This is a genomic window from Nonomuraea dietziae (assembly GCF_014195505.1).
In the GTDB taxonomy this organism is placed as follows: Bacteria; Actinomycetota; Actinomycetes; order Streptosporangiales; family Streptosporangiaceae; genus Nonomuraea; species Nonomuraea roseola.
Genome location: NZ_JACIBV010000002.1, coordinates 204,539 through 227,445, shown reverse-complemented (window position 1 = coordinate 227,445; position 22,907 = coordinate 204,539). Strand labels below are relative to the sequence as shown.

Annotated in this window: 25 protein-coding genes; 9 read left to right on the top strand and 16 right to left on the bottom strand. The window is 71.4% G+C overall.

The window, feature by feature from the left end; all coding sequences use genetic code 11:
* Positions 1–203: 203 nt before the first annotated feature.
* A complete protein-coding gene (locus FHR33_RS43670) occupies positions 204–734 on the bottom strand; it encodes a hypothetical protein (protein ID WP_183661002.1) in 531 nt (176 codons plus the stop codon).
* Complete coding sequence (locus tag FHR33_RS43665) at positions 731–1,300, bottom strand: TetR/AcrR family transcriptional regulator (RefSeq protein ID WP_183661000.1); 570 nt, start codon at positions 1,298–1,300, stop codon at positions 731–733. Before FHR33_RS43665 ends, FHR33_RS43670 begins: the two co-directional genes overlap by 4 nt.
* Positions 1,301–1,371: 71 nt before the next feature.
* Between FHR33_RS43665 and FHR33_RS43660 the strand changes: the two genes are divergently transcribed.
* From FHR33_RS43660 to FHR33_RS53515, 3 genes are all read left to right on the top strand, one after another.
* Entirely contained in the window at positions 1,372–1,995 is a 624-nt protein-coding gene (locus tag FHR33_RS43660; protein WP_183660999.1) for an IMPACT family protein, read from the top strand.
* Between the two features lie 218 nt (positions 1,996–2,213).
* A complete protein-coding gene (locus FHR33_RS43655) occupies positions 2,214–2,813 on the top strand; it encodes an LLM class flavin-dependent oxidoreductase (protein WP_221242538.1) in 600 nt (199 codons plus the stop codon).
* Complete coding sequence (locus tag FHR33_RS53515; RefSeq protein ID WP_376773326.1) at positions 2,701–3,108, top strand: LLM class flavin-dependent oxidoreductase; 408 nt, start codon at positions 2,701–2,703, stop codon at positions 3,106–3,108. The genes FHR33_RS43655 and FHR33_RS53515 overlap by 113 nt, the downstream gene beginning before the upstream one ends.
* A gap of 7 nt (positions 3,109–3,115) precedes the next feature.
* Here the strand turns inward: FHR33_RS53515 and FHR33_RS43650 are convergent, their stop codons facing one another.
* Both FHR33_RS43650 and FHR33_RS43645 read right to left on the bottom strand, forming a co-directional pair.
* The gene (locus FHR33_RS43650) at positions 3,116–3,370 is read right to left on the bottom strand and encodes a hypothetical protein (RefSeq protein ID WP_183660997.1); all 255 of its coding nucleotides are present in this window, start codon (positions 3,368–3,370) and stop codon (positions 3,116–3,118) included.
* A 123-nt stretch (positions 3,371–3,493) separates the two neighbouring features.
* Positions 3,494–4,723: an isochorismate synthase gene (locus FHR33_RS43645; RefSeq protein WP_183660996.1), complete on the bottom strand. Its 1,230-nt coding sequence runs from the start codon at positions 4,721–4,723 to the stop codon at positions 3,494–3,496.
* Between the two features lie 177 nt (positions 4,724–4,900).
* On the opposite strand from FHR33_RS43645, the gene FHR33_RS43640 reads away from it, so the two are divergent.
* Positions 4,901–5,740 carry an SGNH/GDSL hydrolase family protein gene (locus FHR33_RS43640; protein ID WP_183660994.1) on the top strand — a complete coding sequence of 280 codons (840 nt, stop codon included), beginning with the start codon at positions 4,901–4,903 and terminating at the stop codon, positions 5,738–5,740.
* On the opposite strand, the gene FHR33_RS43635 is transcribed toward FHR33_RS43640, so the two are convergent.
* A complete protein-coding gene (locus FHR33_RS43635; RefSeq protein ID WP_183660992.1) occupies positions 5,724–6,440 on the bottom strand; it encodes an HNH endonuclease family protein in 717 nt (238 codons plus the stop codon). The two genes, FHR33_RS43640 and FHR33_RS43635, sit on opposite strands and share 17 nt — an antisense overlap.
* 138 nt (positions 6,441–6,578) lie before the next feature.
* On the opposite strand from FHR33_RS43635, the gene FHR33_RS43630 reads away from it, so the two are divergent.
* The 3 genes from FHR33_RS43630 (at position 6,579) to FHR33_RS43620 (ending at position 8,405) form a co-directional block, all read left to right on the top strand.
* Positions 6,579–7,028, top strand: a complete 450-nt coding sequence (locus FHR33_RS43630; protein ID WP_183660990.1) for a fluoride efflux transporter FluC — start codon at positions 6,579–6,581, stop codon at positions 7,026–7,028.
* Positions 7,025–7,408 (top strand): fluoride efflux transporter CrcB, encoded by a 384-nt coding sequence (gene crcB, locus FHR33_RS43625; protein WP_183660989.1) that lies wholly within the window; start codon positions 7,025–7,027, stop codon positions 7,406–7,408. The genes FHR33_RS43630 and crcB overlap by 4 nt, the downstream gene beginning before the upstream one ends.
* Before the next feature lie 91 nt (positions 7,409–7,499).
* Positions 7,500–8,405, top strand: coding sequence for a S1C family serine protease (locus FHR33_RS43620; protein WP_183660987.1), 906 nt, complete (start codon positions 7,500–7,502; stop codon positions 8,403–8,405).
* Here FHR33_RS43620 and FHR33_RS43615 read toward each other — a convergent pair.
* The 4 genes from FHR33_RS43615 to FHR33_RS43605 all read right to left on the bottom strand — a co-directional run bounded on the left by FHR33_RS43615 (position 8,371) and on the right by FHR33_RS43605 (position 13,976).
* Entirely contained in the window at positions 8,371–9,657 is a 1,287-nt protein-coding gene (locus FHR33_RS43615; RefSeq protein ID WP_183660985.1) for a glycosyltransferase family 4 protein, read from the bottom strand. The two genes, FHR33_RS43620 and FHR33_RS43615, sit on opposite strands and share 35 nt — an antisense overlap.
* 116 nt (positions 9,658–9,773) lie before the next feature.
* Entirely contained in the window at positions 9,774–12,860 is a 3,087-nt protein-coding gene (locus tag FHR33_RS43610) for a S41 family peptidase (protein ID WP_183660983.1), read from the bottom strand.
* 75 nt (positions 12,861–12,935) lie between these two features.
* Positions 12,936–13,058, bottom strand: a complete 123-nt coding sequence (locus tag FHR33_RS52260) for a hypothetical protein (protein WP_281388543.1) — start codon at positions 13,056–13,058, stop codon at positions 12,936–12,938.
* Between the two features lie 72 nt (positions 13,059–13,130).
* Positions 13,131–13,976 carry an intein-containing protein gene (locus FHR33_RS43605; RefSeq protein ID WP_246453774.1) on the bottom strand — a complete coding sequence of 282 codons (846 nt, stop codon included), beginning with the start codon at positions 13,974–13,976 and terminating at the stop codon, positions 13,131–13,133.
* A gap of 653 nt (positions 13,977–14,629) precedes the next feature.
* Between FHR33_RS43605 and FHR33_RS43600 the strand changes: the two genes are divergently transcribed.
* Together FHR33_RS43600 and FHR33_RS43595 are read left to right on the top strand one after the other, a co-directional pair.
* On the top strand, positions 14,630–14,857 hold the full coding sequence (locus FHR33_RS43600) for a hypothetical protein (protein ID WP_183660982.1): 228 nt from the start codon (positions 14,630–14,632) through the stop codon (positions 14,855–14,857).
* A gap of 357 nt (positions 14,858–15,214) precedes the next feature.
* The gene (locus tag FHR33_RS43595) at positions 15,215–15,505 is read left to right on the top strand and encodes a DUF3040 domain-containing protein (RefSeq protein ID WP_183660980.1); all 291 of its coding nucleotides are present in this window, start codon (positions 15,215–15,217) and stop codon (positions 15,503–15,505) included.
* 21 nt (positions 15,506–15,526) lie between these two features.
* Here FHR33_RS43595 and FHR33_RS43590 read toward each other — a convergent pair whose 3' ends face one another.
* From FHR33_RS43590 to FHR33_RS43560, 7 genes are all read right to left on the bottom strand, one after another.
* A complete protein-coding gene (locus tag FHR33_RS43590; RefSeq protein WP_312896047.1) occupies positions 15,527–17,089 on the bottom strand; it encodes a penicillin-binding transpeptidase domain-containing protein in 1,563 nt (520 codons plus the stop codon).
* Between the two features lie 92 nt (positions 17,090–17,181).
* Entirely contained in the window at positions 17,182–17,823 is a 642-nt protein-coding gene (locus FHR33_RS43585; RefSeq protein WP_183662261.1) for a lysophospholipid acyltransferase family protein, read from the bottom strand.
* A gap of 48 nt (positions 17,824–17,871) precedes the next feature.
* Complete coding sequence (locus tag FHR33_RS43580) at positions 17,872–19,977, bottom strand: S9 family peptidase (protein WP_183660976.1); 2,106 nt, start codon at positions 19,975–19,977, stop codon at positions 17,872–17,874.
* A 329-nt stretch (positions 19,978–20,306) separates the two neighbouring features.
* On the bottom strand, positions 20,307–20,978 hold the full coding sequence (locus tag FHR33_RS43575; RefSeq protein WP_312896045.1) for an NUDIX hydrolase: 672 nt from the start codon (positions 20,976–20,978) through the stop codon (positions 20,307–20,309).
* 13 nt (positions 20,979–20,991) lie between these two features.
* Positions 20,992–22,185, bottom strand: coding sequence for an RNA polymerase sigma factor (locus FHR33_RS43570; RefSeq protein ID WP_183660974.1), 1,194 nt, complete (start codon positions 22,183–22,185; stop codon positions 20,992–20,994).
* Positions 22,169–22,513: a YciI family protein gene (locus FHR33_RS43565; protein WP_183660972.1), complete on the bottom strand. Its 345-nt coding sequence runs from the start codon at positions 22,511–22,513 to the stop codon at positions 22,169–22,171. The genes FHR33_RS43570 and FHR33_RS43565 overlap by 17 nt, the downstream gene beginning before the upstream one ends.
* Positions 22,510–22,845 carry a YciI family protein gene (locus FHR33_RS43560; RefSeq protein ID WP_183660971.1) on the bottom strand — a complete coding sequence of 112 codons (336 nt, stop codon included), beginning with the start codon at positions 22,843–22,845 and terminating at the stop codon, positions 22,510–22,512. Before FHR33_RS43560 ends, FHR33_RS43565 begins: the two co-directional genes overlap by 4 nt.
* Between the last annotated feature and the right edge of the window lie 62 nt (positions 22,846–22,907).

The window sequence follows — 22,907 nt, the reverse complement described above, 5'->3', positions numbered from 1 at the left end:
CTCAGTATGTCTAGTACGCTGTACCGTACATCATACGGTTCAATGCGCGCAAGGACGAATCACGGCGAACTTCCGAAGCCGTACCGCGAAGGTGGCGGGCGCCGATAGATCGCGGGAGCCATGCCGTACGGCTCCGCCGGCGGGATCGCCACCCGGCGGCTGAGCCGTACGGGCGTCCGCCGCGAGAGGTCAGCCGTAGGCGGTCAGCGGGCGGCTTCCTCGGGAAGGAGGTGGGCGAGCAGGAGCTTGATCAGCAGGAGCGGGGCGAACCAGGCCACGGCGTGCGGCACGCTGACCAGGCTGGTGGTCCAGATCAGGGCCAGCGCGGTGGCGGCGAAGGCGACGGGCCTGCGCAGCGGTGGGGGAGTGGCCGTCACCGCCAGAGCGGCGGTGAGAGCAGAGCCGTAGACGACCGCGGCCGCCGTCCACCCGAACCCGGGCACCGCCCAGGCCAGGATGAACGGCTGCACGTGGACGGCCACGAAACCCAGGTGGTGCCCTGCGGTACGGCCCGGCCGGTGGAACCAGAGCTTGGCCGAGCGGGTGGCGTTGACGACGGCTCCGCCGTACAGGTCGAAGGCGACCACCGCGATCACGCCGACGGCGAGCGCGGGCAGCCCCGCGCCCACGGCCAGGGCGACGGACAGGGCGGCGCCGGCGAAGGCGGTGCCGAAGGAGACCAGCACCTCGCCCCTGGTGGCGCCGGGGGCGATCAGCCTGTCGGTCATCGTCATGAGCGGACTCCCTCTACGCAGACCTCGATGATGGGGGCGGCCAGGTCGGCGAGCGGGAGCTCTGGGTCGACCAGCCACTGCAGCAGACAGCCCTCGATGGCCGCCACGATCACTACGGCGTGCCGCTCGTCGATGCCGGGGCGCAGCGCGCCCTCCTCGCGGGCCTGTCGCAGCAGGCCCGCGATCGCCTCGCGGTAGTCGCGGTAGACGGCGGCCATGTCCAGCGGCGGGCCCGCCGACCACAGGTCCACCAGCACGCGGGCGTGGTCGGGGTGGGCGGCGAGCATCGCCACCACCCGCCGCACCAGCGTCGCCAGCCGATCGAGCGCGGGACCCGGTTCCAGTGAGGCCAGCAGCTGCGCCGATCCGGCGGCATACGACTCGAAGGCGGCCTGGAGCAGGGCGTCGCGGCTGTCGAAGGAGAGATAGACGCTGCCCTTGGCGATGCCCGCCTCGGCGGCGACGTCCTCGATGCGCGAGGAGGCGAAGCCCTTGCGGGCGAACACCCGCACGGCCGCCTGGAGGATCTCCTGCCTACGCGCGGCGTGGTCGACTCTCTTCGGCATGAAGCCGATTATGAATGACCAGTCAGTCATAATCAAGCTGTTCTACTTTGTAAAGGCGATAGCCTGGGTCGGTGGCTCTCCCCTACCTCACCCTGAGAACCCGCGCCGAGCACGAAACCGAGGTCAAACGGTCGCGGTTCATCTGCGCGATGGCGCCGGCGGGAAGCGCGGAGGAGGCGGCGGAGTTCATCGCCGAGCGGCGCAGGCTGCACCAGGGCGCCACCCACAACTGCACCGCCTACGTCGTCGGGCAGCGCCTGCAGAAGGGCGACGACGACGGCGAGCCCGGCGGTACGGCCGGCACGCCGATGGTGCAGGCCCTGGTCGGGCGCGGCTTCAACGACGTGGTCGCGGTGGTGACCCGCTACTTCGGTGGGGTGCTGCTGGGCGCTGGTGGTCTGGTCAGGGCGTACGGCTCGGCGGTGACCGAGACCCTCGACAGGGTCGAGCCCGTGCGGATGGTGCCCGCCAGACTGGTGCGGGTGTCGGTGGGGCACGAGCAGGCGGGCAGGGTGGAGAACGACCTGCGGGTGTCGGCGTACCCGGTGCGCGAGGTGAGCTACGGGGGTGAGGTGTCGTTCTCGGTCGCGGTGGGGGAGAACGAGGTGGCCTCCTTCACCGAGTGGGTGGCCACGCTGACGGCGGGCCGCGCCACGGTCGATCTCGGCGCGGAGATCCACGTCCCCGAGAGCTGAGCGGGCCGTCGATCAGGGGGCGGGTGTTCATGTCGTCGCTGACCCGATAGCAGAGCCTCCCGAGCTGGGGAAAGCGGTCGATCCCGCCGATGACGCGGAGGAGGATCCTGCCCCAGTCGGTCATGAGGTCGATCGGCGCCGCCCGAAGGTCGGCGGCAAAACCGAACGGTTTAGTGTCGCCTTCGACCGAACAATCTTGTCGTCCCAAGGAGATCGTCATGGCCTATCGTTTCGGCGTCCAGCTGTCCCCATCCGCTGACGGCCTTTCCGGGATCCGCGAGCTGGCCAGACTGGCCGACCGGGAGGGGCTCGACCTCCTCGGCGTGCAGGACCACCCTTACGCGGGCGGCCTGGCCGACACGTTCAGCGTGATCGCCACACTGCTCGCCGACACCACGCGGATCCGGATATTTCCTGATGTGGCGAGCCTGCCGCTCCGCGGCCCCGGTGTGATCGCCAAGGCGGCGGCCACGCTCGACCTGCTCAGTGGTGGGCGCTTCGAACTCGGTCTCGGAGCGGGTGGCTACCGCCAGGCGATCACCGCCTTCGGCGGCCCCGACCGCACCGCGGGCCAGAACCAGGTCGCGCTGGAGGAGGCGGTCGAGATCATCAGGGCCCTCTGGCGACCGGGCGGGAGCGTCAGGGTGACAGGCGAGCACTACTCGATGGCCGGCGTCCACGGCGGCCCCGGCGCCCGCGCACCCGATCGGGATCTGGTTCGGCAGCGTCGGACCCAGGGCCCTGGCCCAGACCGGGCGCCTGGCCGACGGCTGGGCCGCCCCCATCCCGCACTACCTGCCCTACGAGAAGTGGCGTGAGTCCCAGGACATCATCGACACGGCCGCGGTCGAGGCGGGGCGGCGGCCCTCCGACATCACCAGGATCGCCCAGTTGGTCGGCCACATCACCGACGCCCCTGGCGAGGTCGTCCTGAAGGGTGAGACTCCCATCAGGGCCACCGCCGCGCAGTGGGCCGAGGTCATCGCCCACCTGGCCGGCGACGTGGGCTTCGACTCCTTCGTGTACTGGCCCGAGAGCGCCGACGCCGCGCAGCTGACCGCCTGGGCCCGTGAGGTCGTCCCTGCCGCCCGTGACCTGCTTGGCAAGGGGTAGACCGCGATCACTGGGACGGGTGGCGCCAGCGTTCGGTGCGCTCGTCCCAGCGGGAGCCGGGAGGCGGGCTGTCGTCGCGGCGGGACGACGGATGGGACTCCCCGAGCCACGACCAGAAGAGCCAGCCCGCCAGCGCCGGGACTCCCAGCAGGATGAGCGAGAACTTCCAGCCGCCCGGCACGAGGACCGCCACCGCGAGTGCGACGATGACCAGCGCCACAGCCGCCACGAGGCCGATACCGATCTTCTTCCAGAGCGACATGTGATCTCCTGCGATCGAGGGAGGCGGCGGGTCGCCTTCCGGCGCGCTACCAGGGTGACGTGTCGTCCGTCGTTGATCAACCGGTCGGCCGTGACCACGACGCCGCCGCAGGCGGCGGCGGCTCTATCCCTCCAGGGCGTACTGCATGACGCGGAACTTGGTCTGGGCCTCGGCCAGTTCGGCTGCCGGGTCGGAGTCGCCCATGATGCCGCAGCCGGCGAAGAGCCTGGCGCGGTTGCCGTGGACGATGCCCGAACGCAGCGCGATGCCCCATTCGCCGTCGCCGTGCGCGTCGATCCAGCCGACGGGTCCTGCGTAGCCGGAGCGGTCCATCCCTTCGAGCTCGCGGATGAGCGTGATCGCGGTGTCGGTGGGGGTGCCGCCGACGGCGGCGGTGGGGTGCATGGCGGCGACGACGTCGAGGACGGAGGCGCCGTCGGCGAGGGTGCCCGTGACGTGGCTGGCCAGGTGCTGGAGGTTGGGCAGGACGAGGAGCTCGGGCTCGTCGGGCACGTCGAGCGTGGCCGACAGCGGGGTGAGCGCGTGGCGGACGGAGGCGATGGCGCACTCGTGCTCGTGCCTGTCCTTGGCGGAGGCGAACAGGGCGGCGCCTCGGGCGACGTCGTCGGCGGGGTTGACGCCGCGCGTGGTGGTGCCGGCCAGGACGAGTGACTCGATCTGCTGTCCTGCCCTGCGGATGAGAAGTTCGGGGGTGGCGCCGACGAGGCCCGCGACCGAGAAGGTGTAGCAGTCGGGGTAGCGGGTGGCCAGGCGGGTGAGCAGGAGGCGGATGTCGATGGGGTGTTCGGCGGTGGCGGTGAGGTCGCGGGCCAGCACGACCTTCTCGAGTTCGCCTTCGCGGATGCGCTGGGAGGCGCGCGCGACGATTCCCTCCCACGCGGGCGCGGTGAGGCTGCCGTCGCCGTAGCTGATGCGGCCGGGATAGGTGATGGGAGTCACGTCCTGGCCGAGGGTGGGCTCGCCGATGCTGGTGAGCCAGGCCTGTCCTCCGCGGCGGGTCAGGACGGTCTGGGGGACGACGAGGGTGGAGCCCGGTGAGTTCTCGTCGAAGGTGAAGGTGCCGAAGGCGACGGGTCCGTGCCGGTGGCCGTTGCCGTCGGTGGCGTGGGTGTCGGCGAGGACCGAGTTGAGCCACTGGCGGGCCCATGCGAAGCGGTCCGGGCCTGGTGGCACGGTGACTTTGGCGGCCTCGCCCCATCCGGCGAGACCCTCGCCGTTCCTGATCCACGCGTAGGGGGCGGTGGACGGCAGGCGGGAGAGCAGGTCACCGGGGTCACCGATCGGGATGGTGCGAACCGGCAGAGGGCGGGTTATTCCGAGCGCGACACTCACTCAAGACATGCTATGCGGGAGCTGAACATGTTCGATTCGGGCCCCTGCCCATCGGCCACCTTAAGCTCGAAAATCAGACATGGAGTTGTATAGGGCTTATCTTGATCGTGTCAAGCCACGATAGGAAGTGGGTTCTGGTCGTGGCCTTGGCGTCTGACGCTCCCTACCTTAAGGGCCATGATCCGTCACGTGCTCACTGCCGTCGTGCTGGTCTCAGGGTCGGGCTCCGTGACGAGCTCCGCGGCGGCGGCCTCGCTGGAGCCGTTGCCTGGGGTGATGGCGGCGTTGGGCGACTCGGTCAGCGCGGGGTTCAACGCCTGCGGCTGGTACGTCTCGTGCACGTCGCGTTCGTGGTCGGCGGGCGACAACGCGGAGGTGCGCAGCCACTACGTGCGGCTGGCCGAGCGGGGCCCCTCGCTTCGGGGGCACAACCGCAACTTCGCCGTGCCGGGTGCGACGAGTGCCGATCTGATGGGGCAGGTGGACAAGGCCATCGCCGAGAAGGCCGAGTACGTGACGATCCTGCTCGGCGCCCAGGACGCGTGCGTGCCCACGGAGGCGGCCATGACGCCGGTGGCGCTGTTCAGGCGGCGGGTGGAGGCGGCGATGGGGAGGCTGCGGGCCGAGCTGCCGGGGGCGCGGGTGTTCGTGGCGAGCATCCCCGACCTGCGCAGGCTGTGGCAGGTGGGCAAGGACAACGCGATCGCGAGGACGTTCTGGGGGCTGGGGCGCATCTGCCAGGCGATGCTGGCCAACCCGACCTCGACCAAGCGGGCCGATGTGCAGCGGCGGGCCCGGGTGCGTGATCGGGTGCGCGACTTCAACAGGGAGTGGGCCAGGGCGTGCGCGGCGTTCGGCCCGCGCTGCCGTACCGACGAGGGCGCCGTGTTCGCCTATCGGTTCACGCTGGCGCAGGTGAGCAAGTGGGACTACTTCCACCCCAACTCTGAGGGGCAGCAGATCCTGGCCGACATCACGTTCGACAAGGGGTTCGACTGGTCTAACGACACACTCTGATCATGGTGGCGCGGTCGGCTCGGGTGACGGGCATGCCGTACTTGAGCGCGACCTGGGCGAAGCGGACGGCGTAGGCGCAGCGGACGCGGCGCTGGGGCGGCAGCCAGGAGGCGGGTCCTGAGCCCCCCTTGGCCTCGTTGGTGTCGCCGTCGACGGGCAGCAGGTTGAGCGGGTCGTTGGCGAAGCGCAGGCGCTTGGCCGCCGACCAGCGGCCGGCCCCCATGCGCCAGCTGTAGGACAGTGGGACGACGTGGTCGACCTGGATGTCGTCGGCGTGCTTCTTGCGCCAGGCGATGGTGCGTCCGGTGTAGGGGTCGTCGAGGCTGAGAGCGACGACGTCGCAGGGCGAGCCGCCACGGTAGGACAGGTCGTGGCCGTCGCGGACGAGCAGGTCGTCGCGGGTGCGGCAGCCGTTGCCCGCGTAGGGGACGTTCGCGGCGGTGTCGGCCCAGTTCTCGCCGTAACGGGTGCGGGTGTAGCCCGTCTTGGGGCCCATGCCCTTGGTCCTGAGCCTGCCGATGAGGTGGCGGGCGGCCGTCCTGTCGGCTCTGCTGGTGAGCGGGGCGAGGCCTGGCCTGGTGCCGTCGGGGTTCTCGAGGGGCGTGGCGGTGGCTTTGGCGGTCTGCTGCGGGTTGTTGCCGAGTAAGGCGGCAAGGAGTACGGCGGCCGCCAGTACGGCGATCGCGTCACGTGTGCTCAAGTGGCGCCTCCCGTTCGGTAGGTTCCCGCCTCCGGGGAGTTTGACACGGGGGCGTTAGGCTGTGGGAATCGTGCGGCGGTGGAACTCGCCGCCCTCGCCTGGGTGCGAGGAGACCGCGTTCAGACCCGGGGGGATGGCGTGGGAGATCCTGTCGATCCTGATGTCGACCTGCGGGTCGAGGAGCAGCGGGCGGAGCTGGGGCCCGGCCGATGGCGGGTGCTCGGAGTGATCTCGCTGGGTGGGATGGTGGGCGCGCTGGCCCGCTACGGCCTGGCCGTGGCCTTCCCCGTGCCCGCCGGCGGCTTTCCCTGGGCGACGTTCGCGACGAACGTGCTCGGCTGCCTGCTGATCGGGGTCCTCATGGCGGTGATCACGCGTGCGCGTGCGCCGCATCCGCTGGTGCGGCCGTTCGCCGGGGTGGGCGTGCTGGGTGGGTTCACCACCTTCTCCACCTATGTGGTGGACTTCCAGCGTCTGATCGCCTCGGGCGCCGCGCTGGTGGGCCTGGTCTACCTGCTGGCCACGGTGCTGGCGGCCCTGGCGGCGGTGTGGGCGGGCGCACGGCTGACACGGCTGGTGCTGCGATGAGCGCGATCCAGGAGACGCTGCCGCCGGCGTTGCTGGTGGCGCTGGGCGCGGCGGTGGGCGCGCCGCTGCGCTACCTGGTCGACCGGCTGGTCCAGTCCCGGTACGGCACGCTGTTCCCGTGGGGCACCCTGACGGTCAACGTCGCGGGCAGCGCGGTACTGGGCTTCCTCGTCGGGCTCGCGGCCTCGCCTGGCGTGATGGCGCTGGCGGGCACGGGGTTCTGCGGGGCGCTGACGACCTGGTCGACGTTGGGCTACGAGACGGTGCGCCTGGCCGAGGAGGGTTTCCGCCTCAGGGCGGTGGCCAACGTGGTGCTCAGCGTGGTGGCGGGGCTGGGCGCGGCTGCGGCGGGCGCCGCGCTGGCGATCACGCTCGGTTGACGCGCTGCGCGATCGGCTGACGCGCTCGCGGGCGCGTTCGGGGGACGGGCGAGTTACCGTGTAATCGTGTAATTCACCCGGGAGGTCTCGCATGTCTGATCCCCTCGACGCCTACTCCCGTACCGTCTCCTCTGTCGCCGCCGAGCTGCAGCCGAAGGTGGCCGGCGTGCGCGCGGGCAGGGGCAGCGGCTCCGCGGTGGTGTTCACCGCCGACGGTTTCCTTCTGACGAACGCGCACGTGGTGGGCTCCTCGAGATCGGGGAGCGTGGCCTTCGCCGACGGTTCGGCCGGCGACTTCACGCTGGTGGGCCGCGATCCGCTGTCGGACCTGGCGGTGATCAAGGCGCAGGGGTCGACGCCCGAGCCCGCGCTGCTCGGCGACAGCGACGCGCTGGTGGTGGGCCAGCTGGTGGTGGCGGTGGGCAACCCGCTGGGCCTGGCGGGGTCGGTGACGGCGGGCGTGGTCTCGGGGCTGGGCCGTTCGCTGCCGGTGGGCGGGCGGCTCATCGAGGACGTCATCCAGACCGACGCCGCGCTCAACCCGGGAAACTCGGGCGGGGCGCTGGCCGACTCGAGTGCCAGGGTGGTCGGGATCAACACGGCGGTGGCGGGGATCGGCGTGGGCCTGGCCGTACCCGTGAACTCCACGACGCGTGCGATCATCGCCGCACTGATCAGCGACGGCAGGGTCCGCAGGGCCTACCTCGGGCTGGTGACCTCGCCCGCTCCGCTGCCCGAGGCGCTCGCGGAGCGGCTCGGGCAGCGGAGGGCGCTGCGGGTGGTGCAGGTGGTGAGCGGCTCGCCGGCGGCGAGGGCCGGGCTGCGGGCGGGCGATCTGGTGGTGAACGCAGGCCGCAGCCCAGTGGGTGACGCGCAGAGCCTTCAGCGGCTGATGTTCGCCGACGCGATAGGGCGGCCGTTGCCGATCACGGTGCTGCGCAACGGCGCGCTCGTCGACGTCATCACTGAGCCGGTGGAGCTGCTGGAGTGGGCTTGACGTAGGTGCCGTTGCGGCGGGCCAGCAGCTCGTCAAGAAGCGCGTCCCAGCGGGCGCCGATCGAGTCGACGTCGTAGGTCGCGGCGGTGGCCAGCGCGCCCTCGGCCAGGCGGTGGCGCAGCTCCTCGTCCTCGATGACGCGCATGATGGCGGTGGCGAGGTTGGCGTTGGTGCGCGGCTTGACCAGCAGGCCGTCGACCTCGTCGGTGATCATCTCCTTGGGGCCGTGCGGGCTGTTGAAGCTGACGATCGCCAGCCCCTTGGCCATGGCCTCCAGGATGGTCATGGGGAAGCCCTCATGACGCGAGCTGAGCACGAAGATCGAGGCCTTCTCCAGCTCGCCCGCCACGTTGTTGGACGGCCCCGGCAGCTCGACCTTGCCCTCGAGCCCCGCCTCGGTGATCTGGGCGCGCAGGTTGTCCTCCTGCGGGCCGGCGCCGAGGATGCGAAGCTTCCAGTCGGGATGGGCGGCGGCGACGGTCTCCCATGCGGTGATGAGGCGGTGGAAGCCCTTGAGCTTGGTCATCCGGCCGACCGCGAGGACGACCTTGTTCTCCAGCTTGGAGATCTCGCCCGGCATGGGCGGCACGGCGTTCGGGATGCGCAGCAGCTTCTTGGGCTTGCGCCGCAGCGTCTCACGGTAGTCGCGCAGGTCGGCCTTGGTCAGGGTGACGAGCGCGTCGAAGGAGCGGTAGCGGCGCTTGATCATCTCCTGGACCGGCTGCGGCTGGCCCTGCAGGGCCACGTGCTCCTGGCCGATGGTGATGACGCTCGGCAGGGCGAGCTGGGCCAGGGCCAGGTTGAGTCCTGGCCTGGTGGCCATGATGACGCCGGTGTCGATCGACCGGATCCATCGGGCCAGCTGCAGGTCGGTCCAGAGGTTGAAGCGGTGGTAGGCGGCCTCCTGCTCAGGGATGAGCTTGCTGGGCATCTTCGACAGACGCCCCCGCACACCCGTCCTGGGAACGAGCCTGTCGTCGAGGAAGCGGAACTTCACCCGGGGGTCGACGGGGAAGAACGGCTCCTCCGCCTCCTTGAGGATGGAGACGATCTCCACTTCACGACCGGTGGAGGCCAGATAGCCGGCCAGGTTGAAGACCGTTCTGATGGTGCCGCCCATCCCGTACGCGTGCAGGAGCAGGATGTGGACCCGGTCGGTCGAGGGTGGCGGCGCGGAGCGCGCCCGCCTGCGGTTGTTGGCTTCGTAGAGCCGGTATATGGCCGCCTTACCCTTGCCTGCCAGTGCACGCACTCTGGGTCCCCTTCTCGCCTGCGACCGAGTTCACGCGTCGTCTGTCCCCGTGGCGCGTTCCCCCGCTTTCGATCTTTAGACGCTTTAAGGCGGACAAAGGTTGCAAAGTCTGAACGTCAGCTGTGAATGATCCTTTTCAGTGCCAGGTCAATGGCTGTTTCGAGTTGGGTGTCGACGCCCCTGACGTAGTCCTGGGGGGTGATGTCGACCTCGAGGTCGGGGTCGGTGCCGTAGTTCTCCACCTCCCTGTCGCCCTCGATGAAGGTGAAGGAGTACTCGGGCTGGGTGGTGAGGGTGCCGTCGGCCAGGCGGTGGCGCGGCCAGATGCCGATGACGCCGCCCCACGTGCGCTTGCCGATCAGCGGGCCGAGGCCGAGGAGCTTGAAGGTGTGGCTGAAGATGTCGCCGTCGGAGCCCGCCCACTCGTTGGTGATGGCCACCAGCGGGCCCCTGGGCGACTCGGGCGGGTAGGGCTCCGGCTCGCCCCTGCGGGGGTGGTCGTAGCCGAGGCGGCGGCGGGCGAGCTTGTCCAGCAGCAGCGCGGAGATGTTCCCTCCACCGTTGAAGCGCACGTCCACGATCAGGGCCTGGCGGTCGTACTCGGTGAGATAGGCGCGGTGGAACTCGCCGAATCCGGCGCTGCCCATGTCGGGGATGTGCACGTAGCCGACGCGCCCCGCGCTGCGCTGGTGGCAGCGGGCCCTGTTGAGATTGACCCAGTCGCGGTAGCGGGCGGGCTGCTCGTCGGCCAGCGCGCGGACGGCGGCGGTGAAGGTCTGCTCTCCTCTGCGCAGGGTCAGCAGCACCTCCTGGCCCGCCTGGTTGACCAGCGCCTGGTTGGGGGTGGTGGCCTCGTCGATGGGCACACCGTTGACGGCCAGGAGGGCGTCGCCCTGCCGTACGTCGAGGCCGAGCCTGTTGAGCGGCGAGGTGGCCTCGGGATCCCACCTGTCGCCCTGGACGATGTGGCCGATGTGGTAGAGGCCGTCGCGGTAGTCCCAGTCGACGCCGAGCTTGCCCTGCGTGTAGTCGGGGCCTGGCCGGTACTCGCCGCCGATCTCGTAGGCGTGGCTGGTGCCGAGCTCACCCTGCAGCTCCCACAGCAGGTCGGACAGCTCCCCCCTGGTACTGACGCGGTCGACCAGCGGCAGGTAACGGTCGTAGACCGCCTGCCAGTCCAGGCCCGCCATGTCGGCGGACCAGAAGTTCTCGCGCTGCAGCCGCCAGGCCTCGCGGAACATCTGCCGCCACTCGGCCTCGGGGCTGAGAGAGACCTTGACGCGGCCCAGGTCGATCCAGCCGCTGCTCCTCGAGGCGTGGTCGTCGTCGTGATCGGGGATCTCTCCCGCCTTCAGCAGGCGCAGGCGATCACCCGAACGGTAGAGAAGGCTCCTGTGGTCGGCGGCGAGCTGGAAGTCGCCGACGTCCTCGGCGAAGGTCTCGTTCTTCTGCTTGTCGAAGTCGAACAGGTGCAGCGTGCCGTCGTCGGCCTCGATGGGGCTCGACAGGATCAGCACCTTGCCCCTCAGGCCCGCCAGCCGTTCGTAGCGCCCTTCGGGCAGCGGGAAGGCGGTGATCCGGTCCGGCAGGCCGTCCACGTCGATCGTCAGCTCGGCCCGCTCGTCGCCGCGCTCCTCGCCGTGCTCGTCGTCCTCGTCGTCGTCCCCGGCGGCCAGCGGCCGCGGCTGCGGCACGAAGGGGGAGGGGACGTCCTTGCGCAGGGCGATGGCGTAGGGACGGGTGCCGAGCGGGAAGCCGAGGTCGAACTGCAGCGCGTCGTAGACGGGGTTGAAGACGCGCTGGCCGATGAAGTAGAGGTAGCGGCCCTCGGGGTCGAAGGCGGGGCCGGAGTCCTTCAGCACCGGGTGCGTGGCCTCCACCGTGCGCCCCGTGGGCACGTGATGCAGCTTGATCGCGGTGTGCTGCCCGCTGGTGGGGCTGACGTAGGCCAGCCAGCGCCCGTCGGGCGACCAGGCGGGCTCCTCGACGGCGGCGTGCGGGTTGGCCTCGACCAGCGTGGTGGTGCGCGCGGCGAGATCGACGACGTGCAGTTCGTGGCGGTGGTTGGTGACGGCGATCAGGTCGCCGGCGGGGGAGGCCACGAGGTCGGTGACGCGGCCGGTGTCGAGGTGGTCGAGGCGGGTCTGGCGCCTGCCGTCGAGCAGGACGAGGATCTCGCGGTCGCCCTCGTCGCTGGCGGCGGCCACCAGGCTGCCCTCGCCCGTCCAGGCGAGGAAGCGGTAGCGGACGCCGTCGACCTCCCCGTGCTGCTGGACGGGGCCCTCCCACCCGGCGAAGGTGTAGGCCTTGCCGCGCGTGGTGATGGCCAGCCTGCTGCCGTCGGGGCTCGGGGCGGCGCTGTCGAGGTGGTCGGCGGCCTCGACGAACCGCCTGTTGCGCTGGGTGCGGGAGCTGGCCAGCAGCACCTCGACCTTCCTGGTCCTGCTGCCTGGCTCGAGGACGTAGAGGTCGCCGGCGGCGTGGTAGACCAGCGTGTGGCCGTCGCTGGACAGGTTGCGGGCGTAGTAGTCGTCGTGATGGGTGTGTCTGCGCAGGTCGGAGCCGTCGGGGGCGCAGGAGTAGACGTTGCCCGTGCCCTCGTGGTCGGACAGGAAGCAGACCCTGTCGTCGCTCCAGCAGGGTGAGGCGAGATTGCCCGGCAGGCTGATCAGCCGCCGCCAGTCGCCCCGTCCCGAGGGATCGATCCACAGGTCGCCCACGGTGCCGCCCCTGTAACGCTTCCAGCGGGCCGGGTCGGCGGTGTTGCGGCCCAGCACGATCATGTCGCGCGGCCCGTGGCTGATGCTGGTGGCAGGGCCGTACGGCAGACGCTCGGGCACGCCGCCCGGCAGCACCCTGTGCAGCCACTTCTGCCCCTCGAACGGCTGTCGCTCGTCGCTGGCGTACAGCACCCTGCCCTGCGGGTCCCAGCCGGTGACGGTGCAGCGGGCCCCGTGGAAGGTGACGCGCCTGGCCGCCCCGCCGCCCGCGGGCATCACGTACACCTCTTCGGGGCCCTCCTCCCTGCCGACGAAGGCGAGCTGGTCCCCACGAGGGGAGAAGCGCGGGTAGGCGGCCTCGGCCAGGCCCGCGGTCAGCCGGAAGGCGCGGCCGCCCTGCGCGGCGACCATCCAGAGGTCGTCTTCGGCGGCGAAGACCACCACGTCTTTGAAGATCGCTGGAAAGCGCAGGTAGGCCGTCAATGTCCGCTCCATGATCAGGCAGCCGGATCGGCCTCCGGCTGCCTGATCATGATTTCACCGGTGCCGGCGCGGAGACTACTCCGCCTCCGGCTTCCTGGTGGACTCCCGCTTGGCGTTCTTGGCGGCCCTGGTGGCCTTGATGGTCGCCTTCTTGGCCTTGCCTGACTTGGCGACGGGTTTCTTCCGCTCCTCTGCCATGGATCTTTCCCCCGTGATGTCGGCCCGCTATCCGGGCATCACGCGCATTAATACCCATTTGGCTATTTAGTCTCACAGAAGGGATAGCTGCTCGGGTGGCGGGGGCTTGTCCGGCTGGATCCGCCAGGAGGCCCTCCGGCCGATGCCGTACTGCCTGGCCAGCTCCCTCACCTGGGTGCTCACCCGCTCCTGGTAGGCCTTGGGCGCGTAGGCGCCTCTGCCGTACAGCTCGAGATAGCGCGGCACCAGGCGCGGATGCTCGCGCGAGAGCCAGCCGAGGAACCACTCGCGCGCCCCTGGCCGCAGGTGCAGCACGATCGGCGTGACGTGCGTCGCCCCCGAGGCCGCGATCTCCCGCACCGCCGCCTCCAGCTGTTCGGGGGAGTCGGACAGGTAGGGCAGGATCGGCGCCATCAGCACCCCGCAGGCGATGCCGCTGTCGGTGATCCTGCGGCAGGCCTCCAGCCGCCTTCTCGGATGGGGCGTGCCCGGCTCCACCGCGCGCCACAGCCGCTCGTCGACGAAGCCCACCGAGAACGCGGCGCTCACCTCGCTGACCCGCGCCGCCTCCACCAGCAGCGGCAGGTCGCGCAGGATCAGTGTGCCCTTGGTGAGGATGGAGAACGGGTTGGCCGCCTCGGTCAGCGCCCGCAGGATGCCCGGCATGAGCCGGTAGCGCCCTTCGGCGCGCTGGTAGCAGTCGACGTTGGTGCCCATCGCCACGTGGTGCCCGCCCCAGCGGGGCGAGGCCAGCTCCTTGCGGGCGAGCTCGGCGGCGTTGACCTTCACCACGATCTTGGAGTCGAAGTCGTGGCCGGCGTCGAGGTCGAGGTACTCGTGGGTCTTCCTGGCGAAGCAGTTGTGGGAGACGACGCCGTCGGCGATGAAGTCGCCGGTGCCGGTGGTGATGTCGTACATCGGCGTCTCGACGCCGAGCGGCTCGACCGACACGACCCTCAGGTCGGCCGCCGACTCGACGACGGCGCCCTCGAGGGCGTGCGGGGCGGGAACGGCGGGATCGACGGTGTGCAGAAGCCGCAGCCACGCGGCAGGGCCGCCTCGCAGGGCGATCGGGGCCGGGTCTCCTCGCAGCGCGGCCGGGGCCGGGTCTTCGCCGAACCTCGTCGAGGGCCGGGCTGGTGTCGAGCCGGTCGAAGCCCAGGGCGGACAGGCATGCGCGGAGGCGGTCGGCCTCGTACTCGCCTCCCGCGTCGAGGCAGCCGGCCACGAAGCCCTTCATCCACTCGCCGGAAGGCGACTCCGCCACCGCGAACAGGCCCGAGGGCTCGCACCCTGCGCTCGGCAGGGCCGGATCGGCCCCGAAGTGGCCGAGATAGGAGCGCGCCCTGTCGAGCGCCTCCTCGGGCAGCGCGCGCTCCCCGGCCTTCCGCGCGGGGTGGCCCTCCTGCTGGAAGGCGCAGGGTGAGGAGAGGATCGCGCACAGGTAGCCGCGCCGGTAGTCGTCGTCCTGCTTGGGGGGCGCGGCGAAGCGCCCGCAGCCCACCAGCCGATCGCCGTCGCGGAGGAACGGCCGCGCGCCCTCACCCGTGACGTGCTTCCAGCCGCGCTCGGTGAGGAAGCGATGCTCTCCGCTGGCCACCAGGCGGGTGCCGTCGGCGAGGGCCACCCGGTGCGCCGCCTTCACCGTCGACCAGTGGTCGAGCACCTCGGTGACCACATGGCGCCGCCGCCCGCCGACCAGCCGCGTGCCGAAGATCCGGTCGCCGGCGCGCAGCTCGGCGATGGGCTTGGCACGGCCGTCGGCCATGAGGACCGGCGTGTCGCCCGCCAGGCAGTAGGAGCAGGCGTGGCTGCACCCCCTGTAGGGGTTGATGGTGTGGGTGAAGGGGACCCTGCTGGCCGCCGGGACCTTGTTGATGATGGATTTGGCCTGGATCTCGTAGAAGGTCATCCCCTTGAACTCAGGCGTGTCGAAGGTGCGCGCCACCGCGCCGCGCGCGAACAGCGGCACGGCGGAAGCGTCGCCCTCGGCGTCGGCCAGACGCAGGTTGTCCCAGCGCATCCCATGATTAGAACGCAGGTTCGATAGTGATCGCAACAGGAAAGAGCCAGTAATTACCTACCCTTGGAACGGATAATGATCTTCACGGTTGGGCAGGAAACGGGGCACAGAGCTTGCGTTCCGGAGGTGCACCATGGCCTGGTCGCAGGACGAGGAGCGGTTGCTGGCCCAGATCGAGCGCCACCTCGTCGACGAGGATCCACGGCTCGTCGCCCGCCTGGAGTCGTTCAACGACCGTGTGCGCCGTAGCGAGGAGTCCGAGCGTCGGCGCGAGGCCAAGGCGAACGGCGAGAAGCCCGTTCCGCGCCGCCGTCCACGCCGCTCGACCGTCATCATCACGGTCAGCTGGCTGCTGATCGCCACCCTCGTCGCGACGCTGCTGGTGCTGATGCTCCGCCACGAGGCCGCCGCCCTGGCCTTCTGACGAGAGCCGAGGGTTCCCGGCTCAGAGGCCGCGCAGGAAGTCGGCTGCCACAGGGGCCGCGACCTTGCCGCCGCCGCCACCGCCCTCCACGACGACCGCGAAGGCCACGTCGTCGCTGTAGCCCATGAACCAGGCGTGGGAGGGCAGCTCGGGCCCGCTGCCGTACTCCGCGGTGCCGGTCTTGCCGCGCGTTCCCGACGGCAGGCCCGCCGCCTTGGCGGTGCCCTTGGTGACGACCGCGGACATCATCGGGTGCAGCTGGTCGGCCACGCCCTCGGGCAGCTTGACCTCCTTCGCCTTCTGCTTGAGCCCCTTCACCAGCGTCGGCGGGCGCCAGGTGCCGTCGGCGAGCGCGGCGGCCGCCGAGGCCATCACCAGCGGGCTGGCGGTGATGCGCGCCTGGCCGAAGGACTCGGCGGCCAGCTCCGCGTCGGACTCGGCCTTGGGGAAGCTGGCCTTGGCGGCGGGGACGCCGATGTTGAGCGGCTGGTTGAAGCCGACCATCTCGGCCGCCCTCAGCAGCTTGTCGGAGCCCAGCCGCTCGGCGGCCAGCGGGGCGAAGGTGGTGTTGCAGGAGTAGGCGAAGGCGTCGGAGAAGGTGAGCGAGCCGTACTCGGCGTGCTCGGAGTTGCGCACCTTCAGGCCGCCGACCGTGGCGTACTTGGGGCAGGTCACCCGCTCGGTGGGGGAGACTCCCTCGGCGAGCAGGGCCAGCGCGGTGACGGCCTTGAAGGTGGAGCCCGGCGGGTAGCGGCCGTCGAGCGCCCTGTTGAAGCCGCCGCGGTTGTTGACGACGGCGAGGATCTCGCCCGTGCCGCGCCGTACCGCCACCAGGGAGGCGGGTTTGTCCAGGTCGCGGACGGCGCCGACGGCGGCGGCCTGCACGCGGGGGTCGAGGGTGGTCTCCAGCGGCTTGCCCTCGCTGCCCTTGATCGTGGCCAGCGTCTTGCCGCCGAGCAGGATCTTGGTGGCGGGGGTGCCCGCCAGGCGCGTCTGGAAGGTCTCCTGCAGGCCGCCCCTGCCGACGGCCCCGCCGACCTTGTAGGAGGGGCCGAGCTTGGCGACGTCCTTGGCGGTGGCCTTGTCCAGGAAGCCGACCAGCTGCTGCACCGAGCCGCCTGCCTGGCCCGTGTCGATGCGCTCGCCCGAGGAGTCGGTGATCGCCGCCCGCGCCGGCCAGTCCGTCTTGAGAGAGAAGTCGGCCTGGCCGGTCAGCGAGGGGTGCACGGTCGCGGGCGACCAGTCGACCTTCCATGCCCTGTCGGCGACCTTCAGATCGATCTGGCCGGTGTAGGTCCAGTCGCCGATGTTCCTCAGGGTCAGGGTGGCGGTGTAGGGAGCCCTGGCGGTGCCGTCGCCCGTCTCGACGGCCTGCCCTAGCTTGACGGTGGTCCGCTCGACGTTCAGCCCCTTGCGCTGCTGCTCGTAGGCGGCCAGCGAGGCGGGAGCGGCCAGCTCGGCCGTCATCCCGCCCCAGTCGGCCGTCTGCCAGGCCGCGGCGAAGCGCTGGGCGCTCTCCTGCGGGGTGCCGCGCGTGTGCAGCACCCACCAGGCGCCCCCGGCCGCGGCCCCCACCGCAAGCACGCTGACCCCTGAAACTATCGCGATCGTACGGCCACGCGGCACGAGCCATCCCCCCGGTCATCGACAGGTAGCAGAGCCTACCTGTCGATGATTCATGACATTCCGGCTTTGACGCTGGAGGCGTAGGCGGGCACGTACTCCTGACCGGACAGCTTCTGGATCTCCACCATGATCTCGTCGGTCACCCTGCGCCGGTCGCGGGCGTTCTTGTAGTCGCCCTCGAACGTCATCGGCGCGCCGATCTTGATGCCGATCTTCGTGAGGCGCGGCACCTTGGCGCCGAGGGGCAGCACGTTCTCGGTGCCCGACAGCGCGACGGGCAGCACCGGGGCGCCCGTCTTCAGCGCCAGCCACGCCACGCCGACCTTGCCGCGGTACAGGCGGCCGTCGGGCGAGCGGGTGCCCTCGGGGTGGATGCCGAACAGCTCGCCACGCTCCAGAAGCTCGGCGGCGCTGTCGAGCATGGCCTGGGCGGCGCCGGCCGACTCGCGGTCGATCGGCAGACTGCCGCCCAGCCGCATGAACCACTGGGAGACGGGGTTGCCCGAGAAGTACTCGCTCTTGGCGGTGAAGGTCACGTGGCGGGGCAGCAGCGCGGGAATCAGGAAGGAGTCGATCACCGCCAGGTGGTTGGCGGCCAAAATGGCGGGACCCGTGGCGGGGACGTGGTGACCGCCGGAGATGTGCGGGCGCCACATCACGTGCGCCATCGGCGCGGCGACGAACTTCACCATCTGGTACAGCAACGGCTCTCCTGAATCGTGTGGACGGCGAAGCCAACCCTATTGCGCGCGGGGCGGCCCCGACGCCCCACCTCGGGCTGTGAGGTTCAGCGCCTGCCGCAGGAAGTCCAGTTGGCAGTGCAGCAGCCCCGCGACGGCCGCCTGCCCCGTGGGCGCGTGGGCGGCGCCCGGTATCGGCAGCACCTGGTGCGGTCGGCCCGCCGCCAGCAACGCCGCCGACATCCGCAGCGTGTGCGCGGCCACCACGTTGTCGTCGGCCAGGCCGTGCACCAGCAGCAGGGGCCGTCGCAACCGCGCCGCGTCGCCGATCGGCGAGGAGCGCTCGTAGTTGCCCTGCTCCTGATCGGGATGCCCGAGGAAGCGCTCGCGCCAGTGGGTGTCGTACAGCCGCTGGTCGCTGGGCGCGGCGCCGGAGACGGCGGCGTGGAAGACCTCGGGCCTCCGCAGCACGGCCGCCGCCGCGAGCGTGCCGCCGTAGCTCCATCCGCGGATGGCGACCCTGCCGAGGTCGAGATCGGGGCAGTGCGCGGCGGCCGCGTGCAGCGCCGTCACCTGGTCCTCCAGCGGCGCGGTGAGCGTGTCGCCGTGGACGGCCTTCTCCCACGCGGGCCCGCGTCCCCTGGTGCCGCGCCCGTCGGCGACCACGACGGCGAACCCCGACTCGGCGAACCACTGCGCCTCGCACAGCCACCAGTGCCTGGCCCTGACCGCCAGCTGCATGGCGGGCCCCGCGTAGGGGGCCATCAGGACGGGCAGAAGGCCCGCGCCGGCCCTGTGCCAGGACGGCAGCAGCAGCGCGGTGCGGATCTCCCGCGCGCCCGCCCTCAGCCAGGTGACGCGCGGCGACAGGAGCGGCTCGGCGGCCAGCGAGGCGATCTCGGTGTCCGGCAGGCCGTCGCGGAGCAGGCGGAAGGAGTGGCCGTGCGGGGTGTGCGAGGCGACGAGCAGCGCGCCGGCCGACCGGTGGCCGGTGTGCAGACCCGGCTCCTCGCTCAGCCGTACGGCGCCGCGCGAGGGGTCGTACGACCACAGGTGTCTCTCGGTGGGCTCGTCCGTGGCGAGGAAGAGCACCGACTCGCCGCTGACGTCGAGGACCTCGGCGACCTGCAGTCCCTCGGGGGTGACAGGGACGCCGTCCACCAGCAGCCGCCGGGTGAGGGGGGAGTCGGCGGTGTGGACGAGCGCGCCCGAGGCGGTGCGGGCGGGGGTGCCGGGGATCAGCTCGACCCATGCGGGGTCGCGCTGCTCGTGCAGGAGCGTGGTCGCGCCCGTGCCAGGGTCGGCGGCCAGGATCCGCAGCGTGCGCTGGTCGCGGCTCTGCACGCCGATGAGCGGGCCGTGGGCGTCCCAGCGGGCGGCGGTGACGTACTCGAAGGACTCGCGGTCCCAGTCGAGCTCGACGCGCTCGCCGTCGAGGCCGAGCACGTGGAGGGTGACGAGGGCGTTGGCGGTGCCCGCGGCGGGATAGCGGATCGGGCGCGGCGGCTTGGACGGGTCGGCGGGGTCGGCGATCCACCAGCGCTGGACGGGGGAGTGATCCACCCTGGCGGCCAGCAGCCTGCGCCCGTCGGGCGACCACCAGTGGCCGCGGCTCCTGTGCATGGACTCGGCCGCCACATGCTCGGCCAGCCCCCAGACCACCTCGGGACCGTCAGGCGCGGCCATGCGCAGCCGCCTCCCGCCGGCCAGCTCGCTCACGTGCAGCGCGCCTTCGCGGACGTAGGCCACCCTGGCGCCCGTGGGGTCGAGGCGAGGGTCGGTGACGGGGCCCTCGGTGGGCACCCGCCACGGCATGCCCTCGCGGGTGTCCACCGCCCACAGCTGCCCGTTCACGGCGAAGACGGCGACGCGGAGGTCGGCGTCGGCGCTGTAGGCGACCACCCCTGCGGCGTGTTCGCGGGCTCGTTCCCTGCGGACGCGCTCGGCCTCGGGAAAGGGCCCGTGCGCGCCGAGCGTCTCGGGGGCGGCCAGCAGCCGCTCGTGGCCGCCGTCGAGCAGCCAGAGGCAGCCGGCGCGGTCTTCGGGGCCACGGGTGCGCAGGAACAGCGCCCTGCGGCCGTCGGGGGAGAGGGTGAAGGCGCGCGGCAGGCCGAGGGACAGGCGCTGCGTGCGGGCCAGCTGGGTGGGAAACGCGTGGATGTCCATGAAGGGACTCTGCGCAGGACCGGCACGGTGGGAGAGAAAGAGAGGGCGACCCGGCGGACTCACGGGCGCGGCGGGCGTCCGAGCGGACGCGTCACACACTTTACCATCCGTCACACGCGAACGGCGCCCCACCGGAGGGGTGGGGCGCCGTTCGTGACGCTCAAGGCCGCTGTGGCGGTCGCCTCCTCGGCGAGGTGCACAACACGGCTCCAGCCGAACGGTATTCCGTGAAGGCGGTAATTTGCGGCCCGGGGGACACAGACCACAGCGGCCTTGCTGACTCTAACGGACATCGGGCGGTGGCTATTCCATCCTGCCCCAAGAGTGGGTCAGGTTCTCGTCCAGTGGGGCTGGCTGACGCCGGAAACGCGCAGCTCACGCCCCCTGAGTGCGACTTCGGCGAACTGCCACAAAATCGCGCCCGTCGGGGCGTGTATCACGATGCCAGGACCGAGCGGCATCTGCAGCAGCCCCTGGTTCCAGCGCGGCACGCCGGGGGCAAGCAGCCGGTCGAGCGGCACCCTGTGGACCGAGGCCACCTCCCTGGCGTCGGGGCGTGGGTCGGCAGGCCCGCCGAAGGCCACCACCGGGGTGATCACGAAGCCCGAGTCGGTGACGTAGTCGTCGAGCACGCCCGCCACCTCCATGCCGGTGACCGCCGTCTCCTCGGCCAGCTCGCGCAGCGCCCCCTCCGTCGCCTGCTCGCCGTCCTCGAGCCGCCCGCCCGGCAGCGCCCACTGCCCCGCGTTGCGCCCGCGCGCGGCCCGCTTGATCACGATCGTGTACGGCGGGCGCTCGCCGTCGCGCAGCACGCACACGGCCACCGCCGCCCTGCGCAGCCCGTCGCCGACCGGCGCGCTCACCGGCCGCAGCAGCGCGAGGTTGGCCTTCACCTGAGCCTTCAGCAGGTCGAAAGGCAGCAGCTGGCCGGCCTCGCCCATGACGCCGCCCGCAGGTGAGGGAAGGGCGGGACCCGGGCGGGGGGTGTGGAGTGGGGGCACGGTGGCCAGGATCTCACGGGCGCAGCCCGCGCTCGGTCTCGGTGCGCCTCGACAGCAGGAACTCCCGCTCCTGCTGCGTGCCGACCAGGGCCAGCGCCCTGCCGTACTCGGTCACCGCCTCCTCCGTCCTGCCCAGCCTGCGCAGGAGCTCGGCGCGGGTGGCGGGCAGCAGGTGGTGGTGGGGCAGCTCGGCCTCCAGCCCGTCGAGCATGGCCAGGCCCGCCTCGGGCCCTGACGCCTCGGCGACGGCGACGGCGTGGTTGAGCCGCACGACGGCCGAGCCGGTCAGCTCCTCGAGCATGCCGTACAGGGCGGCGATGGCCGTCCAGTCGGTGTCCTGCGCGCGGGCGGCGGAGGTGTGCTCGGCGGCGATGGCGGCCTGGAGCAGGTAGGGGCCGGGCGGGCCTGGGGCCAGCAGCGCGAGCGCCTCCTCGATCTCCTGGTGCCGCCACAGCGAGCGGTCCTGCTCGGCGAGGGTGACCAGGCGGCCGTCCGAGCCGACGCGGGCGTGGCGGCGCGCGTGGTGCAGCATCATCAGCGCCTGCAGCGCCCGCACCTCGCTCTCGTCGGGCAGCAGCGAGACCAGCATGCGGGCCAGCGTGATCGCCTCGCTCGCCGTCTCGTCGCGGATCAGCGCGTCGCCCTCGGTGGCCGCGTAGCCCTCGGTGAAGATCAGGTAGAGGACGGCCAGCACGCCGTCGAGCCGTTCGCGCAGCTCGGGTCCGGCGGGCACCCTGAAGGGGATGCCGGCCTGACTGATCTTCTTCTTGGCGCGAGTGATCCTGGCGGCCATGGTCGCCTCGCCGACCAGGAACATCCTGGCGATCTGCCGGGTGGTCAGACCGCCCACGCAACGCAGGGTCAGCGCCACCCGCGCCTCCATGGACAGCGCGGGATGGCAGCAGGTGAAGATCAGCCGTAGCCGGTCGTCGTGGGCGGGCTGCTCCTCGACCACGAGCAGCGGCAGCTTGCGGGTGGCCACCGCCGTACGGCGCAGCCGGTCGACGGCGCGGCGGCGCGCGGCCGTCAGCAGCCAGGCCGGCGGGTTGGCGGGGACGGGCGGCCAGGAGGAGACGGCCGTGGCGAAGGCGTCCTGCAACGACTCCTCGGCCAGGTCCAGGTCGCGCAGTTCGGCGGTCAGGAGGGCGAGCAGGCGCGCCCAGTGCTCCCGGTACGCCTGCTCGACCGCCTCATTCCTGATACTCAACGACAGGTCGCACTTCGACGATCTGCTCGGGGCAGGCCTTGGCGTAGCCGATGGCCTCGTCCAGGTTCTCCGCCTCGATGAGGTAGAAGCCGCCGAGGTGCTCGACGGTCTCCAGGTAGGGGCCGTCGGTGCGCAGCACGTGACCGTCCTTCTTGCGCAGGCTCACCGTCTCGCGCGAGCCTGCGAGGGCGTCGCCGCCGAGGAAGGCGCCGCGCTGGCTCAGCATCGCGATGAAGCGCTCGTGCGCGGCCCGGGTCTGCTCGGCCTGCTCCGGCGTGGCCTGCTCCCAGAGCTTGTCGTCGCCGTAGATCAGCATCGCGTACTTCATGTCGTGATCCTCCTGATCTCGACGCCGTCGGAGGGCATGGCGGTGGCGAACTCGACGGCCTCCTCGAGGTCGGCGGCCTCGACGAGCACGTAGCCCGAGATCTGCTCGACCGTCTCGGCGTAGGGGCCGTCGGTGACCAGCACCTGCTCGCCGTTCTTCCTGATCGTGGTGGCGGTGGAGGAGTGGGCCAGCTCCTGGCCGCCCAGGTTGGCGCCGCGCTCCTCCAGCATCCTGGTGAAGGCGCCCCAGCGCGCGTAGACCTCCTTGCGCTCCTGGGGGCCCGCTTCCGCCCAGGTGCGTTCCTCGCCGGTGACCAGCAACAGATATTTCATGACAGTCCCTCCTGTGTGATGGTGTCACTGCCATGACGCGCGAGCGGCGGCCATTTCGACAA

Coding starts and splice junctions, on each gene's coding strand:
- FHR33_RS43650 (WP_183660997.1), bottom strand. CDS start 3,370: ATGTCGCTCTGGAAGAAGATCGGTATCGGCCTCGTGGCGGCTGTGGCG.
- FHR33_RS43565 (WP_183660972.1), bottom strand. CDS start 22,513: ATGAAGTACGCGATGCTGATCTACGGCGACGACAAGCTCTGGGAGCAG.
- FHR33_RS43665 (WP_183661000.1), bottom strand. CDS start 1,300: ATGCCGAAGAGAGTCGACCACGCCGCGCGTAGGCAGGAGATCCTCCAG.
- FHR33_RS52260 (WP_281388543.1), bottom strand. CDS start 13,058: ATGGCAGAGGAGCGGAAGAAACCCGTCGCCAAGTCAGGCAAGGCCAAG.
- FHR33_RS43580 (WP_183660976.1), bottom strand. CDS start 19,977: ATGGACATCCACGCGTTTCCCACCCAGCTGGCCCGCACGCAGCGCCTG.
- FHR33_RS43620 (WP_183660987.1), top strand. CDS start 7,500: ATGTCTGATCCCCTCGACGCCTACTCCCGTACCGTCTCCTCTGTCGCC.
- FHR33_RS43655 (WP_221242538.1), top strand. CDS start 2,214: ATGGCCTATCGTTTCGGCGTCCAGCTGTCCCCATCCGCTGACGGCCTT.
- FHR33_RS43670 (WP_183661002.1), bottom strand. CDS start 734: ATGACGATGACCGACAGGCTGATCGCCCCCGGCGCCACCAGGGGCGAG.
- FHR33_RS43605 (WP_246453774.1), bottom strand. CDS start 13,976: ATGTACGACATCACCACCGGCACCGGCGACTTCATCGCCGACGGCGTC.
- crcB (WP_183660989.1), top strand. CDS start 7,025: ATGAGCGCGATCCAGGAGACGCTGCCGCCGGCGTTGCTGGTGGCGCTG.
- FHR33_RS43595 (WP_183660980.1), top strand. CDS start 15,215: ATGGCCTGGTCGCAGGACGAGGAGCGGTTGCTGGCCCAGATCGAGCGC.
- FHR33_RS43640 (WP_183660994.1), top strand. CDS start 4,901: ATGATCCGTCACGTGCTCACTGCCGTCGTGCTGGTCTCAGGGTCGGGC.
- FHR33_RS43560 (WP_183660971.1), bottom strand. CDS start 22,845: ATGAAATATCTGTTGCTGGTCACCGGCGAGGAACGCACCTGGGCGGAA.
- FHR33_RS43585 (WP_183662261.1), bottom strand. CDS start 17,823: ATGGTGAAGTTCGTCGCCGCGCCGATGGCGCACGTGATGTGGCGCCCG.